Raw genomic sequence first — 16,416 nt, 5'->3', positions numbered from 1 at the left:
GGATGGAGTCCGCTTATGCCTTTAGTTGCCTATACTGATTTACCCACATTCCAACGCCTTCGTGAAGAAGGGGAGGAAATATTAGATCCTGAGCACGCCAGTAATCAGGATATACGGGAAATGCATGTCGGACTGCTCAATATGATGCCCGATGCGGCGCTGGAAGCGACAGAAAGACAGTTTTTCCGGCTGGTGGGGGCGTGCAATCAAATTGTCCAATTTCATGTGCATCCTTTTACCATTGAAGGACTGCAAAGAAGTCCGGAAGCAAAAGCCCATATTGCTAAATATTACGAACCCTTTGAGCAAATCAAACGGGACGGCCTCGATGCGCTGATCATCAGTGGCGCAAATGTCACTCGCCCTCGATTACCCGAAGAAGACTTTTGGGAGCCGTTAAACGAGGTTTTTTTCTGGGCCAAGGAAAATGTCACTTCGATACTGTGTTCATGTCTTGCCACTCATGCGGTCATTCAATATTGTTACGGTATCGAGCGCACCCGCTTACCGGCCAAACGCTGGGGAGTATTTTCGCATAAGCTAATCGACCGCAGCCATCCGTTGGTTGCGGAAATCAACACCCGTTTCGATGTGCCGCATTCCCGGTTTAATGAAATATTCCAAAGCGATATGGAGCAACACGGACTCAAAGTTCTGGCTGCCAGCAAAGAAGCGGGTGTGCATCTTGCCGTTAGCCCGGACGGTTTTCGTATCGTGTTTTTTCAGGGACATCCTGAATATGATGACGTTAGCCTATTGAAAGAATACAAGCGTGAAGTCCTGCGCTTTTATCGCGCCGAAATAAACGACTATCCGCCGTTCCCCGAAAATTATTTTAATGAGATCGTCCAGCAGATTTTAGTCGATTATGAGCAGCAGGTCAGATCAGCCAAGCAGAACGGGAAGAGGCTGGAAGAATTCCCGGAAAGCCTGATTCTGGAGCATATTGACAATACCTGGAGCGACACCGCAAAAGCGGTATTCAACAACTGGTTGGGAAAAATATATCAACTCACCCATCAAGAACGAGGTCTGCCTTTTATGGATGGCATAGACCCAAACAATCCCTTAGGTTTACCTGATTACCCATAATCCTCAGCCATCTTCAGTAGCCGCATAGGCATAGGTGGTGTTCTGACTGCAACGTAACATAGGCGGGGCAGCATATCCTCAAGGACAAATCGCCGATTGAAGCGATAACAAAATTCTGCCAAATAGCGCGGAAGGTGTTTATGATTGATAGCGTGATAAGTCCCGTCAATCGACCTTTTGACATTACCTATCATCGTATTGACCCAAGTGAAGGGTTCCAGCGAGACACATTCAGGGCCTCCACCGGTTACGATGCTGGTATGCTGGCATCCTGCCTTGGTAACAGCGGCAAAACAGGCCAGTCCGTCCGAGACCACGTGACTATCGGTGCTAAGATGGCGCTTCGCCCAACGAGTGATTTCTTTGGAGCGGAACCCGTTGACCACAGTCATGTTCATGGCAATAGGATGTCCTTTTTCGTTGACCGACACAGCCGCCACAAAAGGTGTTTTGTTGGGTGAACCCCGTCCACGCTTGCCTCCCCGATGTTCGCCGCCCCAATACACGTCATCCAGTTGGATGACGCCGGATAACGGCTTACTATCATCACGCTCCTTCATTACCTGCATCAGCTTCTGTTTGATGCTCCAGGCGGTATTGTATGAAACACCTAATTGACGGCGCAGTGAAAGGGCAGAAACGCCAGTTTTTGCTTGTGTGGTCAAGTGGATCGCGAGAAACCAAGTTGTTAACGGGAGCTTCGTCGCAGAAAAAATGGTGCCACTAATGAGGGAATGTTGATGGTGGCAGTGATTGCATTGATAAACCACCCGTGTTTTCAGGGAGCAGTAGCTTTGCCCACCGCATTCAGGGCAAACATAGCCTTGAGGCCAGCGCCACTGAAACAAGGCTTTTCGGCATTGCCCTTCACTCCCATAATTTTTCATGAACTCGCCCAGGCTATAGCCTTTTTGAAATTGAACTTTGTTTTTCATGACGTTATCCCATCCGTATGGTAGATACTGTCAGTATAGACATTCTTGTAACATTGGCTGTTCTTTATGGGTAATCAGGTAGGTTTATAGGTGGATAGGAAATTTTTGCAGCAAGCTGTTGACCTGGCAGTAGAAAATGCCATGTCAGGGCAGGGCGGCCCTTATGGTGCGCTTATCGTAAAAGATGGGCAGCTGATTGCCGCCAGCGGCAACAAGGTCACCAGCACTATTGACCCTACCGCTCATGCCGAAGTGATGGCGATACGCCTGGCGTGTAAAAAGCTGAATGACTTTCAGTTGCAGGATTGCATCCTTTATTCCAGTTGCGAACCCTGCCCGATGTGCTTAGGTGCAATCTATTGGGCGAGGCTGGCAAAAGTCTATTTTGCTTGTAGTCGACATGATGCCGCTGCCGCCAATTTTGACGACAGCTTTATTTATGATGAGATTTCGGTGTTGCCGCATCAGCGCCGCATCGCGATGCTGCATCTAAACCTGCCGAATGCGATGCAACCGTTTACTGTTTGGGCTGAAAAGAGCGATAAAGTCGTTTATTAAAAAAACAGGCTAAAGGTAAAAGGCTAAGAGCGATCCTGTTGAAACTTGGGTTTTTTCGCCCTTAGCCTTTCGTCTTGCGCCTCTGTCATTTATCGGCAACTTTAATCAGCCAGCCAATCTTCTCGGAACAGCCTAATACCGCGTTGGCATTGCTATTGATCCTGACAAATTTACCGGTGAAAGCGGCGGGCAATTTTGCGTTAACGCGGTGAAAACTGCTGTTACTTTCAACGGTAAAGTCGATATCTTGTTTTTTAGCGGTCAATTTTATGCTGTGTGGATCAGTCCAAGGGGAGAGCGTAAAGGAGAATGTCGATTCCGGCGCAACCTCGATTTTCTCGGATTCACTATAGACAGGAAGATTAAAGTCTCTAAATTGAGGCTTTTTGCAAGCTATTTCGGTCTCGCCGGGATCATAGGCGGAAACTGTGCCGGTAAATAATGCCGCAGCAATAAATAGTATCGGGCTAAATGATCTTGTTACTTTCATATCTACTCCTAAAAACTTGGTGTTGCTATGGGTGATTGCGATTGACTCCTGGGTGCTTAAGGAATCGCGTTAATCATTTTTCAACTTGCCGCAACGGTTATGCAAACGTTACGGAAATTTGATAGATAAAATCTATGCACATTTATATCCTTCAGACAAAACCGACGATGTCTTGTACAATATCGGTAATTTAAATTTTAGCAAGAGAACGCAACATTGAGCGAACAAAATCAAGAAAGCTTGAATTATAAAAGTGCCGGCGTTGACATCGAGGCAGGTAATGCCTTAGTCGAACGCATCAAGCCTATTGCCGCCAGAACACGTACAGCGGGAGTTTTGGGTGGTTTGGGCGGTTTCGGTTCCCTATTTGAACTGCCGTTGGATCGTTATCAACATCCGATTCTGGTTTCCGGCACCGATGGCGTAGGAACCAAGCTAAAACTGGCTAATGAATTAGGTATACATAATACCATCGGTATTGATCTGGTTGCCATGTGCGTCAATGATATTATCGTTCAGGGTGCAGAACCGTTGTTTTTCCTGGATTATTTCGCTACCGGAAAACTGGATGTCGATACCGCTGCATCGGTTGTAGAAGGCATAGGTAAAGGCTGTGAGCTCTCAGGTGCGGCGCTGGTTGGCGGCGAAACCGCAGAAATGCCGGGCATGTATGCCGATGGCGAGTATGATCTGGCGGGATTTTGCGTCGGCATCGTGGAAAAAAGCAAAGCACTCGATGGCAGCAAAGTCAGCACCGGCGATAAGCTGATTGGCATTGCCTCATCCGGGCCGCATTCCAACGGCTATTCATTAATCCGCAAAATCATTGCCCACAGCCATAGTGCGTTGACGGATAGCTTTGAAGGTAAATCGTTAGGCGCAGCTTTATTGGAACCCACCCGAATCTACGTTAAGTCGTTATTGTCGCTACTGGATAAAGTGCCGGTACACGCGTTGGCTCATATTACCGGCGGCGGTTTAACCGAGAATCTGCCGCGTGTGCTTCCCGTCGGGACTAACGCCCATATCGACCTTGCTTCCTGGGAATTTCCACCTATTTTCAAATGGTTGCAGGAGAAAGGTAAGGTATCGCAAGCGGACATGTTGATCACTTTTAATTGCGGTATCGGCATGATAGTTTGTGTGGCTGCCGAAGATGAGCAGGCGACGCTTGAGATGCTTACCCAGTTAGGCGAAACAGTTTTTACTATCGGCGAACTGGTTGCGTCTGAAGGCAAGCCGCAAGTTATCTATCTGACGTAGGCCGGAATAAGGCCGCCCAAGCGTAGCGCGGGGTGGTGTTTCCGGCGAATTCGGATGGAGTGGCGGATAAATCTGTGTGCAACAGGTTTGCATTTACCCGAAGGGCGTCAGGCACGATAGCCTGACGTGAAACCCCGTTCTTGCTTATGCTCGAACCGTCTTATTCGGGCCTACAGCTGAACTTGATGCGCGGCAAGTTTCAATTTTCCTTGGTTGCGTAATAGCTCAATAAACGTTTCTGCCGGTACGGCGCTGCTTTTGATGCAACCTTAATAGGTATCGCACTTTGTTCCCGTAAGCAATTCTGCTGTTGTGTCAAAGTGTGCCACACCTTCGGCTTGAATTTTAAAGCGCAGAATATGCCCTGCCGCAATAATAGTAGTGGCGGCAATTTCCATGTCGTCTTGCAAAAAGGGAATAGCGTCGATAAAATTTTTGTCGGTTTTTAGCCTATTCAGCGGAAAGTGCTTCAGATAAACCCGCGTGAAAAATCGATACCAAAGTCATCAATAGCAATACGGAACACCTTGAGCACGTAGCGAGTCCGGCAGCGCCATAATATCCAGATTCATCTTCAATCCATCCTACGTGCTATTGCAATAAACACAACAGCGGAAACTCAGAACCATGAACACCCATTCAGTCGAAGCAGCATCTTCTTCTAGCGACATTTTTTCCTCGACTTTTTTAATTGGTAGTGTCGGCGCGCCGTTTGTTATCGGATTGGCGGTCGGTTATTTCGCCAAAAAAATGTTGCGTACGGCATTATTTCTGGGAGGAGCGACAATCGTGCTGTTGTTTGTCGCGGAGCATTACGATGTTATCGATATAACCGATGAAAAGCTGCAGCATGCCGCCAGTGCGGCGGCGGAAGCTGCAAAAAGCTCCGGCGGGTTTCTGGTTGAGCGCCTGACCAGCATTACCAGCAAGGGCGCCAGCGGGGTTGGCGGCTTCTTTGTCGGATTGAAGTTAGGCTAGTTTTTCCGGGATCAGTAACGGATTAAGCCTAGCTTATGAGACCCGCTTAGGTTGCGCAGTTTTGCTGCGTAAATTACTCCTACCTAAAGGCATAGGTATCTACACAAGTTATTGGCCCGTTGTCGCGATAAAGGGTAGGGGCGATTCGGCACGACTGCATCCATGCAAGTCGTGCTCACGCCCGAACCACAGGGATGTGGTGAATGCGGATATAGCAGGAGCCTTATCTGCCTTGCCTACGTCTGACCTCCATGGATGGAGGAAATGCAGAATGATTGCCGGGAGCAATCACTGCCTTGTAGGCAAAAAAAATGCGGCTGATTAGGCCGCATTAGAGAAGGATATAACGCCCTGAATTCCTAGAAGGAAGTTTGCATCTCAAGAGTTGTACGTATCTTAGCGATAAAGGCTAAACAATGGAATGTGGCAAATTGCCGCGTGTCAGAGTGTCGCAGAAGTTGGGTCGTTTTTTCAGCCTAAAAAATCAGGCGACGCATGCGAACTCATATTTAACTTCAACTGTTCGACAAGCCCACTACGACAGCTTAATGGCAGTGCTTTATTTCCCTAGGTATTACGGTAATTAGGATCAGGATTTTACCTGATTTTTTATTGCCGTTCTACGTTGTAGAGTTGATTCCTCAAGAAAAATGCATGTTTAATCATGCTAAAACTGAGAGCTTTTCAACCATGCATGATCCAAGAAGGAAGTTGCCGCAACTTGCTTAAACGGATCAAGGAGGGGGATGATGAAATTACCAGCAGACGTTCAGACCGGATTGCCCGCTAAGTCGTGTTTATTCATGCTGATGCTAGTGTTAACCAACTTGGCTCAGGCTTGCATAACCGCCGATGTGGTTGCGTTAGACCAAGTTTTCTATTACAACCGGCTCGGCGCGATGAACCCTTCGGGGATGATTTATGCGTTGAAGCGTGATGTCGTTGCGATAACCGGAACGACTCCATTCCCTGGCAATGCGATGTTGCGATCTGACAAGCGGCCCAGGCCTCTGGTGCTGCGCGTTAACGAAGGCGATTGTCTAGCCGTCAACTTCACCAACTGGCTAAGCCCTAGCTTAACAGGCTCTTTAGTGAACCCTATCGCGCCCAGCACTCCCAATCCCAACGCGACGGCGGCTAAAAATGACGATGGCCCAAGCACACGTACCGCATCTTTCCATGTTATCGGCATGCAGGCGCAAGGCATCGAATCGGATGGCTCCAACGTAGCGAATAATACCAGCAGCCTGGCAAATCTCGGAGAAACCAAAACCTACACTTTTTATGCCCAAAAAGAGGGCACCTATTTTGCTTACAGTACGGCCGCGTCTACAGGTGGTGAAGGCAATGGCGGATCACTGGCCCATGGCTTGTTTGGAGCGGTTAATGTAGAAAACAAGGGCTCTCAATGGTTTCGCAGTCAAGTTACCGAACAGGATATGGCATTAGCAGCAACGGGGTCTACTCAGTCGAATGGAAAATACTACCCGGTCATCAATTACGATGCCGTTTATCCCACCGTTGAAACCCGAAAACCGTCCGAGCAATTGATCTTAGCCACCAACCCGGATGGCATCACTCAGGCAACCATGACCACTCTGACCAGCAATATCGGCTTTATTGGCGATGACGTCGGTAAAACCTTGAGCGGAGAGCAAGGCAAGGCGCATATTGAACAGGTGTTTAGCGATGGCTCGGCCAGGGTGATGATAACAGAAGCCTTTAACAGTGAAATACCGCCTTACACCTGGAAGATCGAAGGCATTGCGCCCCATCCTTTTGCCGGAACGCCGATACTGAATATGTTGGATGGTGGCAAAATCGCTCATTCCGACCTTAATGCGATCATCACCGGAGGCGGTTTAGGTGCATTTGACATGAATCAGGAACCTAATAACGCCGTCTATCCGGGACGTAGCGACCCGTTCCGCGAATTTACCGTGATTTTTCATGACGAAATCAAAGCAGTACAGGCATTTCCCGCCTGGTATAACGATCCAGTCTTTATTCACACCTTGCATGGTGTCAGAGATGGATTTGCAATCAATTACGGCTCCGGCGGCATCGGCTCGGAAATCATCGCTAACCGGTTAAAACTCGGCCCAATGAAAGACTGCGTCGAGTGCAAGTATGAAGAATTCTTTTTAACCTCTTGGGTGTTGGGCGATCCGGCGATGGTGGTCGATATGCCTGCGGGCGTTAATGCCAGAGGGTTGGGCGTAGCCGACAATCCCCAGTTCGCGACCAAAGCCTATTTTCCTGACGATCCGTCCAATGTGCATCACAGCTATCTCAATGATCGGGTCAAATTCAGGAGTCTGCACGCAGGCCCCAAGGAACATCATATCTTCCACCTGCACGCCCACCAATGGCTGCATAGCCCCGATAGCGACAACTCCGCGCATTTAGACAGCCAAAGCATTGGGCCGGGCGGCGGATATACCTATGAAATTGCCCATCACGGCAGCGGCAACCGCAACCGGACGGTCGGTGATTCGATATTTCATTGCCATTTTTACACCCATTTTGCCCAAGGCATGTGGGAATTATGGCGGGTTCATGACGTGCTGGAGACCGGCACCGTATTGGCCAAGGATGGCCGGCCTGCACAAGGTTCCAGGGCACTGCCGGATTATGAAATCAAGGCGGGAACGCCGATTCCGGCATTGGTTGGTGCCTATGCCGACGATGGCTATGGCACCAATGCCCGGTGCCAAGGTGGAGATTGAATACAATGCGGGTGCACCGACCGGTCAGGTCAAATTGCCGGAGGTGGCAGCAGGCAACTCCGGTTATCCGTTTTTTATTCCCGGCATTGCCGGACATCGTCCGCCGCATCCGCCGATGGATACCCTTGTCGATGGCGGACTGCCCCGTCATATCGTCACTGGCGGCACCGCAACCAGCTATCAACAGCGGGATAATTTCAATAAAATACTGAACACGCTGGCGGCTAAAAAACTGCCGGAGACAGGAACTCCGCGGGAAAGGCAGGCCATGATATTTCATGGCGGCGACGGCATTACGGCGGGGCCGAATCATTACACCACGCCGAAACCGGATGGCGGCACTGGTTCATTCAAGGGCAACGGCCTGCCTGCTGTTGCCGGTGCGCCCTATGCCGACCCGTGCATTAACGATGCCCAGCAACTCGTTACCGGCAGGAACCGTTTTTACCATGCGGCAGCTATCCAGCTGGACGTTAAAATGAACAAGACTGGCTGGCATTTCCCGCAACAGCGCATTCTGACCTTATGGGACGATGTGGCAGCTACGATTGATGGCATCAGGCCTCCTGAACCGATGTTTTTTAGAGCCAACAGCGGCGAATGCATTACCTTTGAGCACACCAACTTGGTGCCCAATGTTTATAAAAAAGATGATTTTCAGGTCGAGACACCGACCGATATTGTCGGCCAGCATATCCATCTGGTTAAATTCGATGTGACCCCGTCCGACGGCTCCGGCAACGGCTAGAACTACGAGGACGGCACTTTCAGCCCTGAAGAAACCCACGAACGGCAGGTCATTGGTTGGATACTGACAACACGGAGATAGACAAACCTGGCGTATGTACCTTGACAGGATTTGAAAAAGGCAATGGGACCTGTGTGCAAACCACAATACAGCGCTGGTACGCAGATGATGTCGTCAACAATGTAGGGGAAGATCGGACGCTACGCACGGTATTTACCCATGACCACTTCGGGCCCTCAACTCATCAACATCCCGGACTTTATGCCGGACTGGTTATTGAACCGGTGGGTTCAATATGGAAACATAATGAAACCGGTGCAGTTCTGGGCGGTCGAGGCGACGGCGGCCCGACCAGTTGGCAGGCCACCATCGAACCGGGTAATGGCGAAAAACCTTACCGCGAGTTTATGCTGGAAATGGGCGATTTTTCACTCGCCTACCGGCCTGACGGTACCCCGGTTAACCCACCCGGAAAAATGGAAGACGGGCTGCATAATTTGCTGGCAGTGGCGCCAACCTGTGAAGGCGGCGCTCCCAGGCCTTGCCCTGAAGCTATTTCCGCCGAAGATCCCGGCACCATGACCGTAAACTATCGAAACGAACCGATAGCCCAACGCATACATAATGGCGTAAATGGTCAGGCAAGCGGTAAGCCGGGCGATCTTTCGTTCGCTTTCGAGTCGCGGACAGATCGCGCCATTACCGCATTGAACAGTCAACCAGCGTTTTTTCCCTGGCCATTAACCAAGAATGTCATGCCCGGCGATCCGTTTACCCCGTTATTGAAAGCCTATTCCGGCGATAAAGTTCAGATCAGGATTTTAATGGGAGCCCATGAAGAAGGGCATAACTTCAGCGCACACGGCGTCAAATGGTTGTTCGAGCCATCCCTGAAAGACTCCGGCTACAAAAACTCGCAGATGCTGGGCATTTCCGAGCACTTTGAGTTTGAGATACCGGCAGTAGACGCGGTTAAGCCGGGAACGCCGTGGGCCGATCCCGCCTATTTCCCCGGCACAGCGACCGACGACATCTGGAACGGCCTCTGGGGAATCCGGCGCGCTTATAACGGCAAAGGAACCTTCTCCACACAGTATCCCACGCCGACTTTGGCGAAATTGTCGAGCAATCCGAATGGGACAGCGCTGCCGCTGATGACCTGTGCCGGAGGTAAAGCAGGTCATCCGAATTGCGCGGGTATGAACGGCGTCTGCCCGACTAATGCGCCTGTGGTTAGCTTCAAGGTTCATGCTTTCCTGGCTCAGGATGTGCTGGGCGGTCCTCTGGTCTATAACTACAGTGCCGGAATCGAAGATCGAGGCGCTATGCTGTATGTACGTGATCAGGATTTGAACATTAAAACAAACCGGCTGAAACCCGGTGTTCCCATAGAACCTCTGATTCTTCGCGCCAAAGCAGGGGACTGCATTAAGCTGGATTTGGTCAACCATCTTCCTGCAGATCTAAACGACACCCAAGCTGACGGCTATAGCACATTGCCGATGATTATTGAAGGCTTCAACAATAACGATATACTGCCTTCCAGTTATGTAGGATTAACCCCGCAATTGCTGGAGTTTGATGCGCTGACCGGCGGCGGTTTGAGTGTGGGCTCGAATTGGACTTTATGGAAAGGCGATTCAATCATCGCAGCACCTGGTAAATCGGTCAGCTATAAATGGTATGCGGGTAGGATGACGGTTAAAACCGATTCTAATGCCAAGGTTAATTCAGAGCGCCTTTTTGCCGAGCCGGTAGAATACGGCGCAATCAACTTGATGCCGTCGGATCGTATCAAGCAAACCAGCAAGGGTGCTATCGCCGCGATGATCGTCGAACCCTTGGGTTCGACCTGGGTCGAGGACGTTGACTCGCGCGCCTCGGCAACGGTTACGCTGGCTGATGGAAAGGGTAAATTCAGGGAACATGTGCTGATTTTTCAGGACGACCTGAATCTACAGCAGAATGGAATGCCGGTGCCAAACACTGCCCAGTCTGAAGATTCCGAAGACTCCGGTCAGAAAGCCTTCAACTACAAGACCGAACCGCTGTGGACGCGGATGGGATTTACTCCGGAAACGGCACTGGGGTTAACCCACAACGAAGACTTCACCAACGTACTGCAAGGCCCCGCAGAAACTCCGGTATTCAAGTCTAAAGTCGGCGATAGCGTTCGGCTGCGTGTGTTGCAGCCGGGCGGTCACGCGCGTAACCACGTATTCCAGTTGCATGTGGGCACGGTTGGCAGGAAGAACCCTATACCAACGGATCAACAACGGTGATGGGTAAAAATAACTGGTCTGAATGGAAAGGTTCTGAGCCCGGCATAGGTGCTGGTAGTCATCTTAATCTGCTGTTAACCAACGGAGCGAGCGGCTATTACGGTACCCCCGGTGATTATCTGTATCGGGATCAAGCATCGTTCCAGTTTGATAATGGTTTGTGGGGAGTATTCCGGGTAGAAAGATAGGTTTCTAACGTAAACCGGGACAGTTGAGATCCTTGTCGGAGCGACGCCTTCGTCCCGATGATGGCATCGCTTCTACATTGAGATAACATCAGTGCTATCAAATTTTAAAGGATTGTCCCGGTTTAAATGGAATGCCGAAAAATAGAAGTCGGTGCACTGATCAGGAACTAGCGCATTTATTTGACAGCAGCAGAGTAAAGAAAAAGATAAAGGCCTTACCAGAGCTGCGGAGAAGAACGGGGATCTGTCTGGTTTGTAACCGATAACAATGTGGCTACATTATGAGCATTAAATTTCCTCATTAACGTGGCACGATGTGTCTCTACAGTTTTTACCAAAGAGCACCGTAAAGCCCTGTCATTCAGGGCGCGGATGTAAGGTGTGCTTTTGATTTTTTTTGACAGCGCAATCGACAGGCCGTATGTTGGCGACCATGAAACCCGTAATCAGAACCTTGTCAGTCAGAGTCCGCGATAAACACGCCTGTGTGTTGAATCGCATGGCTTTTGATGTCAATCAGGTTTGGAATGCTGCTAATGCGTATTCGGCTGAGTTTTCATGGGTTCCTGTGCCGGAAGTCGGCTACATAAATTGTGGCACCTCGGCGTTTGAGCTGATGAAAGACTTGAAAGGCATTCGCAAAGAGCGCGGCATGATCATCGACTCGACGGCGGTTCAGGAAACCATTGCCGTTCATGCCAAAGCCAGAAAGCAATTCAAGAAAAACAAGCTCAATTGGCGCTGCTCTGGTGGAGCCAGACGCGCATTAGGCTGGGTTCCATTCAAATCAGGCGCGGCTACATGGGTGAACGGTCAGATCCGCTATGCCGGTCACTACTTCAAGGTCTGGGATAGCTACGGCTTGAGCCAGTTTGATTTTCGTTCCGGCTGTTTTAGCCAGGATTCGCGCGGCCGCTGGTATTTCAATATCGTGGTGCATGTTGATGTTGACATCAGGCCAGCGGAAGGCGGTCAAATAGGCATTGATCTTGGCTTAAAGACCACAGCCACCTGTTCCAATGGCGATACTTTGGAGCGCCAAGACTGCTACCGGAATTTAGAGTCAAAGATGGGCATAGCGCAACGGGCTAAGGATAAAAAGCGCATTAAGGCGATTCACGCCAAGATTAAGCATCGACGCAAGGATGCAATCCATAAATTCAGCAACAAAGTAGTTAAAGAAAACAGTTTAATCGTCGTCGGCAACGTCAGCGCGTCCGGCCTTGCGAAAACTAAAATGGTAAAGTCCGTTTTAGATGCAGGCTGGGCGATGCTGAAAACACAACTTGAATATAAGTCGATAGCGACGCAAGGCGTGTTTATAGAAGTCAACGAGTCGTACACTACCCAAGCCTGTTCGTGCTGCGGCTGCATAAGCGCCAGTAGTCCGAAAGGTAGAGCGGGACTTGGAATAAGAGAATGGACGTGTGCCGAGTGTGGCACGACGCATGATAGAGATATGAATGCGGCTATGAACATTCTCGCGCTTGGGCATAAGCGTCTAGCGGTAGGAATCCCCGTCCTTTAGGTCGGGGAGGATGTGTGCGCCCAGCATGGGCGCGATCTCGGAGGTGAAAGTCCTCCCGTGAGCTGACCACAGCGAGCGAATGGAAGCGCAACTGCGCAAAGGTGACTGAGCGTGGGAAGGAAGCGTGGAAAGAAACCGTGAGCCGATGAACAAAAATCAGATATGAGGCGCGTCCAATCAAGGCGAGCAGGCACATTACTGCGAAGCTTTTGTGGTCAATGAGAGGTGGCGTAGATCTGGCGGTTGTGCGGGGAAGGATCACGTTCTTACCTGGGGAGATCTCGTTTTACGCCTGAAAGGGCGACGGCGTAAGCCGGGACGAGAAGTCAGCAGAGGCCATAGTAGCTGGGTGACCAGCGAAGGGCCAAACGAGAAGGAGAGCTGAAAAGTTATGAATCTTGGAAATGTACTGCATCAGAAGTCCGGGAAACCGGAGCGGGTCGTGACCGGCAAGGGTGAAGCCCAAGCCGATGCGGCACGCGATGAAACACGTCCGGCGTTTCATAAACAAGAAGGCTTGGGGCGGGAGGACTTGCTTGCTCAGGCTCTCTCGCGTGAGAACATGGCTGCGGCGTGGAAACGCGTCAAAGCCAACAAGGGAAGTGCTGGTGTCGATGGACTGACTATCGGGCAGACTCCGGAATTCCTCAAGACCCATTGGCCACGAATCCGGTCAGAGCTTTTAAACGGGACGTATAGGCCTCAAGCCGTGCGGCGCGTGGAAATTCCAAAACCGGCAGGTGGTACGCGGGAGTTGGGGATACCGACGGTTGTCGATAGACTGATCCAACAGGGCTTGCTGCAAGTCTTGCAGCCGCTGATCGATCCGACTTTTTCAGAGTCCAGCTATGGCTTTCGACCTGGCCGAAGTGCGCATGATGCAGTGCTCAAAGCACAGCAATACGCGCAAGAAGGCTACCGGGTTGTGGTCGATGTGGATTTAGAGAGATTCTTTGATCTGGTTAATCACGACATCCTCATGGACAGGCTTGCCAAACGTATTGCCGACAAGGCCGTTCTACGGCTGATCAGGCGGTATCTACAAGCCGGGATCATGGCCAAGGGTATGGTGATGGAGCGAGAACAGGGGACGCCACAAGGCGGGCCGCTGTCGCCGCTTCTGGCCAACGTGTTGCTCGATGAAGTGGATAAGGCTTTGGAGAAACGGGGACATCGATTCGCCCGATATGCCGATGACTGCAATGTTTACCTGCACAGTCAGAAAGCCGGCGAGCGGGTGCTTCGCTTTCTGAGGAACCTGTATGAGAGGCTGCACCTTCGGGTGAACGAGAAGAAAACCGAGGTGGGTCCGGTATTTGGGCGCAAGTTCCTTGGCTACTGCCTTCGGCGGTGGTCAGGCGATACGGTCAAAATTGCTGTGGCACCCAAGGCGCTCGACACGTTTAAGCAACGCATCAGGCTCATCACACGCCGGGTGGGTGGACAAAGCATGGCTCAAGTGGCTGAACAACTGCAAGCGTATATGCCCGGCTGGAAGGCCTACTTCCGACTGGCGCAAACGCCAACGACGTTCAAAGATTTGGACTCTTGGCTGCGACATCGACTCAGGGCGATTCAACTGAAGCACTGGCGGACTGGCACCACAATCTATCGTGGGCTACGAAAGCTTGGCGCGTCACACGAGTTGGCCCTGCAAACAGCGGGTGGTGGTGGTCGATGGTGGAGTCACAGTGGCTCTGCCTTGAACAAAGTCCTCACGGTGAGCTATTTTGACAGCATTGGCATTCCGAAACTCACATGACCTCAACTTCTCGAACCGCCTGGTGCGGACCCGCATGCCAGGTGGTGTGGCAGGGGCGCAGCTTAAAGCTGCCCCCTATGCCGTTCAAACTGATGCAAAGACTATCGGCGATATCTTTATTCTTGTACCCTGCGGCGATCAGTTTCAGCACCTGCGCCTCCCTGCTGGTTAGGTTCCAGTTTAACTGATTATCTTGGGGTGTTTTTTCTACCTTAAGATAGCTATTGATAATCTTTGGCAAGATGTCGGCGCAAAGGTAATACTGGCCTGACAAAAAATTTTTTATCGCTTCAATTAATTGAGGTACTGTTGTGTTTTTCAGTATATAGCCATCGGCACCGGCACCGGCGCGGAATGCAGCGCAAATATCTTTTTCGGTATCTTTTAAGAGTGAAAATCAAAATTTTGGTAGCTGGCCAGCGTTTTTTTATTTCTTTTATCACTTCTATGCCGTAGTTTTTTGGCATCATCATGTCTAATAAAACCAAGTCAGGAGGAGTAAGCCAAGCCTGTCGAAAAAGCGCTACAGGAGCAGAAGCCTGAAAATCGACAGTAAAACCGGAGCCATTGGCTAAAAGAGCGCACAATCCTTCCCTGATAATGTGTTCACTCTCAATTATTGCAATCTTGTACATGTCCATCCCCTCACAGCATACCTCGATGTCTTTAGAAAGAGGCCATCCTTACGCGGATAACCCAAATTTAAATATTATTTAAGCAGTGCGGACTAAAATTCGTCTACATCATCACTGTATATAATGAAGTTCGTGTGCCGGTTACGAAAACCATCGCTACATTTACCTAGAGCGGTTGATGGTATGCTTAATTGCTTGGCCAATAAATAAGTACCAGTACGAGGTTTCGCCAAAATAGGGAATGACAGCCGGTTGATTTTTCGGGTTTTGTTCAGGCAAAAAAAAGACCGGCCCGAAAATGCTTCCGAACCAGTCCAATGGGCCTGTCTCCTTTAGAGTATCTCCAACACACCCTTAAATTTGTCGATAAATGTGCTTCATATGTTTATATAACTGATGTTACGCATGGCAATTTGCCGCGTAGACTTCCGCCGAAAGCGGAGCGTAAGAAAGTGATAACTGGACGGCCTTTTTGATGCGCACTTTTGCGGGATTTCTGACTTAAAACACATAGGGATAGGCTTCGCCATCCATGGCGCTAAACCGACGTCTTCCCTGTTGATGCGGATTCACCCCATCATCTCCGACTGCTTCGGTTTTAGCCCACCGGGTTCCATCCAGTAAATATATTCGGCGATGTATTTGGGATTACCCAGGGCGGGGCACGTTCCCCAACGCTTCAACGGCTCGATGCCGTATTTGACGACGCCGATGTGCTGGGTCTTGTCCCGATCCAGCACCGGATCCGAGAAAGTAAATCCCAGTTGCCTGCGCAGCAGCTCAATGTCGCTTTTTTTGCCTGTCAGAAACTTCCAGCCCGGCCTGACTCTAAAAAGCTCGGCATAGGCTTTCAGCGCCGCCGACGTGTCATGTTCCGGCTCAAGCGTGATCGAATACATAAAGATATCGCGCCCCATTCGCTCCCCCAGTTCTTTCTGCACCAGCTTCAGATTCGCGGTCATGCCCGGGCAAATATCGGCACAACGCGCATACATAAAATTAATGAGCACGGTCTTGTCTTTGATCAGGTCATCATAGAACCGCACTGTCTCGCCCTCGTGCGTTACCAGCGGCACATTCGGGAAGTACTTTTTGCGACGCTCGGCCCGGCTGGGCATGATTGAATGGGAGCGCTCCCCGGCAGTTGATATCGGGGGTATTGCACCCAATCCCACAGCGCCAAGAGAAGCAACGGTTACATTTTTGATAAATTCTCTTTTGTTCATGG

At 50.4% G+C, this 16,416-nt stretch carries 16 protein-coding genes; 10 read left to right on the top strand and 6 right to left on the bottom strand.

Annotation, left to right across the window (positions count from 1 at the left end):
* Positions 1–15: 15 nt before the first annotated feature.
* The gene (gene metA / locus ABXJ76_RS16040) at positions 16–1,092 is read left to right on the top strand and encodes a homoserine O-succinyltransferase MetA (protein WP_432741918.1); all 1,077 of its coding nucleotides are present in this window, start codon (positions 16–18) and stop codon (positions 1,090–1,092) included.
* Here metA and ABXJ76_RS16035 read toward each other — a convergent pair.
* The gene (locus tag ABXJ76_RS16035) at positions 1,083–2,027 is read right to left on the bottom strand and encodes an IS1595 family transposase (RefSeq protein ID WP_432740541.1); all 945 of its coding nucleotides are present in this window, start codon (positions 2,025–2,027) and stop codon (positions 1,083–1,085) included. The two genes, metA and ABXJ76_RS16035, sit on opposite strands and share 10 nt — an antisense overlap.
* 90 nt (positions 2,028–2,117) lie before the next feature.
* Between ABXJ76_RS16035 and ABXJ76_RS16030 the strand changes: the two genes are divergently transcribed.
* Positions 2,118–2,585 carry a nucleoside deaminase gene (locus ABXJ76_RS16030; protein ID WP_432741916.1) on the top strand — a complete coding sequence of 156 codons (468 nt, stop codon included), beginning with the start codon at positions 2,118–2,120 and terminating at the stop codon, positions 2,583–2,585.
* An 85-nt stretch (positions 2,586–2,670) separates the two neighbouring features.
* On the opposite strand, the gene ABXJ76_RS16025 is transcribed toward ABXJ76_RS16030, so the two are convergent.
* Entirely contained in the window at positions 2,671–3,075 is a 405-nt protein-coding gene (locus tag ABXJ76_RS16025) for a hypothetical protein (RefSeq protein WP_432741915.1), read from the bottom strand.
* A 216-nt stretch (positions 3,076–3,291) separates the two neighbouring features.
* On the opposite strand from ABXJ76_RS16025, the gene purM reads away from it, so the two are divergent.
* Positions 3,292–4,338 (top strand): phosphoribosylformylglycinamidine cyclo-ligase, encoded by a 1,047-nt coding sequence (gene purM, locus ABXJ76_RS16020; RefSeq protein ID WP_432741913.1) that lies wholly within the window; start codon positions 3,292–3,294, stop codon positions 4,336–4,338.
* A gap of 269 nt (positions 4,339–4,607) precedes the next feature.
* On the opposite strand, the gene ABXJ76_RS16015 is transcribed toward purM, so the two are convergent.
* A complete protein-coding gene (locus ABXJ76_RS16015) occupies positions 4,608–4,736 on the bottom strand; it encodes a hypothetical protein (RefSeq protein ID WP_432741911.1) in 129 nt (42 codons plus the stop codon).
* Positions 4,737–4,965: 229 nt separating this feature from the next.
* Here ABXJ76_RS16015 and ABXJ76_RS16010 point away from each other — a divergent pair, with 229 nt between their 5' ends.
* The 7 genes from ABXJ76_RS16010 to ltrA all read left to right on the top strand — a co-directional run bounded on the left by ABXJ76_RS16010 (position 4,966) and on the right by ltrA (position 14,553).
* Positions 4,966–5,316 carry an FUN14 domain-containing protein gene (locus ABXJ76_RS16010; protein ID WP_432741910.1) on the top strand — a complete coding sequence of 117 codons (351 nt, stop codon included), beginning with the start codon at positions 4,966–4,968 and terminating at the stop codon, positions 5,314–5,316.
* Positions 5,317–6,062: 746 nt separating this feature from the next.
* Positions 6,063–8,045 (top strand): hypothetical protein, encoded by a 1,983-nt coding sequence (locus ABXJ76_RS16005; RefSeq protein ID WP_432741908.1) that lies wholly within the window; start codon positions 6,063–6,065, stop codon positions 8,043–8,045.
* The gene (locus tag ABXJ76_RS16000) at positions 8,005–8,793 is read left to right on the top strand and encodes a hypothetical protein (protein ID WP_432741906.1); all 789 of its coding nucleotides are present in this window, start codon (positions 8,005–8,007) and stop codon (positions 8,791–8,793) included. Before ABXJ76_RS16005 ends, ABXJ76_RS16000 begins: the two co-directional genes overlap by 41 nt.
* Before the next feature lie 134 nt (positions 8,794–8,927).
* Positions 8,928–11,075 carry a hypothetical protein gene (locus tag ABXJ76_RS15995; RefSeq protein WP_432741904.1) on the top strand — a complete coding sequence of 716 codons (2,148 nt, stop codon included), beginning with the start codon at positions 8,928–8,930 and terminating at the stop codon, positions 11,073–11,075.
* Positions 11,072–11,263: a hypothetical protein gene (locus tag ABXJ76_RS15990; protein WP_432741902.1), complete on the top strand. Its 192-nt coding sequence runs from the start codon at positions 11,072–11,074 to the stop codon at positions 11,261–11,263. The genes ABXJ76_RS15995 and ABXJ76_RS15990 overlap by 4 nt, the downstream gene beginning before the upstream one ends.
* A gap of 433 nt (positions 11,264–11,696) precedes the next feature.
* Positions 11,697–12,791 carry an RNA-guided endonuclease InsQ/TnpB family protein gene (locus ABXJ76_RS15985; RefSeq protein ID WP_432741900.1) on the top strand — a complete coding sequence of 365 codons (1,095 nt, stop codon included), beginning with the start codon at positions 11,697–11,699 and terminating at the stop codon, positions 12,789–12,791.
* Between the two features lie 391 nt (positions 12,792–13,182).
* Positions 13,183–14,553 (top strand): group II intron reverse transcriptase/maturase, encoded by a 1,371-nt coding sequence (gene ltrA, locus ABXJ76_RS15980; RefSeq protein ID WP_432741898.1) that lies wholly within the window; start codon positions 13,183–13,185, stop codon positions 14,551–14,553.
* On the opposite strand, the gene ABXJ76_RS15975 is transcribed toward ltrA, so the two are convergent.
* The 3 genes from ABXJ76_RS15975 to ABXJ76_RS15965 form a co-directional block, all read right to left on the bottom strand.
* Positions 14,546–14,794, bottom strand: coding sequence for a helix-turn-helix domain-containing protein (locus tag ABXJ76_RS15975; RefSeq protein ID WP_432741896.1), 249 nt, complete (start codon positions 14,792–14,794; stop codon positions 14,546–14,548). The genes ltrA and ABXJ76_RS15975 overlap by 8 nt on opposite strands.
* Positions 14,795–14,843: 49 nt before the next feature.
* The gene (locus ABXJ76_RS15970; RefSeq protein ID WP_432741894.1) at positions 14,844–15,188 is read right to left on the bottom strand and encodes a response regulator; all 345 of its coding nucleotides are present in this window, start codon (positions 15,186–15,188) and stop codon (positions 14,844–14,846) included.
* A 569-nt stretch (positions 15,189–15,757) separates the two neighbouring features.
* Positions 15,758–16,414: an SCO family protein gene (locus ABXJ76_RS15965; RefSeq protein WP_432741892.1), complete on the bottom strand. Its 657-nt coding sequence runs from the start codon at positions 16,412–16,414 to the stop codon at positions 15,758–15,760.
* Positions 16,415–16,416 lie beyond the last annotated feature (2 nt).

The sequence above is a fragment of the Methylobacter arcticus genome, assembly GCF_050917435.1.
Classification (GTDB): Bacteria; Pseudomonadota; Gammaproteobacteria; order Methylococcales; family Methylomonadaceae; genus Methylobacter_A; species Methylobacter_A titanis.
The sequence above is the reverse complement of the archived record's forward strand: the minus strand, read 5'-3'. Positions and strand labels throughout refer to the sequence as shown.

What these genes read in the sequence shown, in the direction of transcription:
- metA (WP_432741918.1), top strand. Translation starts at nt 16, where the DNA reads ATGCCTTTAGTTGCCTATACTGATTTACCCACATTCCAACGCCTTCGT.
- ABXJ76_RS16035 (WP_432740541.1), bottom strand. Translation starts at nt 2,027, where the DNA reads ATGAAAAACAAAGTTCAATTTCAAAAAGGCTATAGCCTGGGCGAGTTC.
- ABXJ76_RS16025 (WP_432741915.1), bottom strand. Translation starts at nt 3,075, where the DNA reads ATGAAAGTAACAAGATCATTTAGCCCGATACTATTTATTGCTGCGGCA.
- ABXJ76_RS16015 (WP_432741911.1), bottom strand. Translation starts at nt 4,736, where the DNA reads ATGGAAATTGCCGCCACTACTATTATTGCGGCAGGGCATATTCTGCGC.
- ABXJ76_RS16010 (WP_432741910.1), top strand. Translation starts at nt 4,966, where the DNA reads ATGAACACCCATTCAGTCGAAGCAGCATCTTCTTCTAGCGACATTTTT.
- ABXJ76_RS16005 (WP_432741908.1), top strand. Translation starts at nt 6,063, where the DNA reads ATGATGAAATTACCAGCAGACGTTCAGACCGGATTGCCCGCTAAGTCG.
- ABXJ76_RS16000 (WP_432741906.1), top strand. Translation starts at nt 8,005, where the DNA reads ATGGCTATGGCACCAATGCCCGGTGCCAAGGTGGAGATTGAATACAAT.
- ABXJ76_RS15985 (WP_432741900.1), top strand. Translation starts at nt 11,697, where the DNA reads ATGAAACCCGTAATCAGAACCTTGTCAGTCAGAGTCCGCGATAAACAC.
- ltrA (WP_432741898.1), top strand. Translation starts at nt 13,183, where the DNA reads ATGAATCTTGGAAATGTACTGCATCAGAAGTCCGGGAAACCGGAGCGG.
- ABXJ76_RS15970 (WP_432741894.1), bottom strand. Translation starts at nt 15,188, where the DNA reads ATGTACAAGATTGCAATAATTGAGAGTGAACACATTATCAGGGAAGGA.
- ABXJ76_RS15965 (WP_432741892.1), bottom strand. Translation starts at nt 16,414, where the DNA reads ATGAACAAAAGAGAATTTATCAAAAATGTAACCGTTGCTTCTCTTGGC.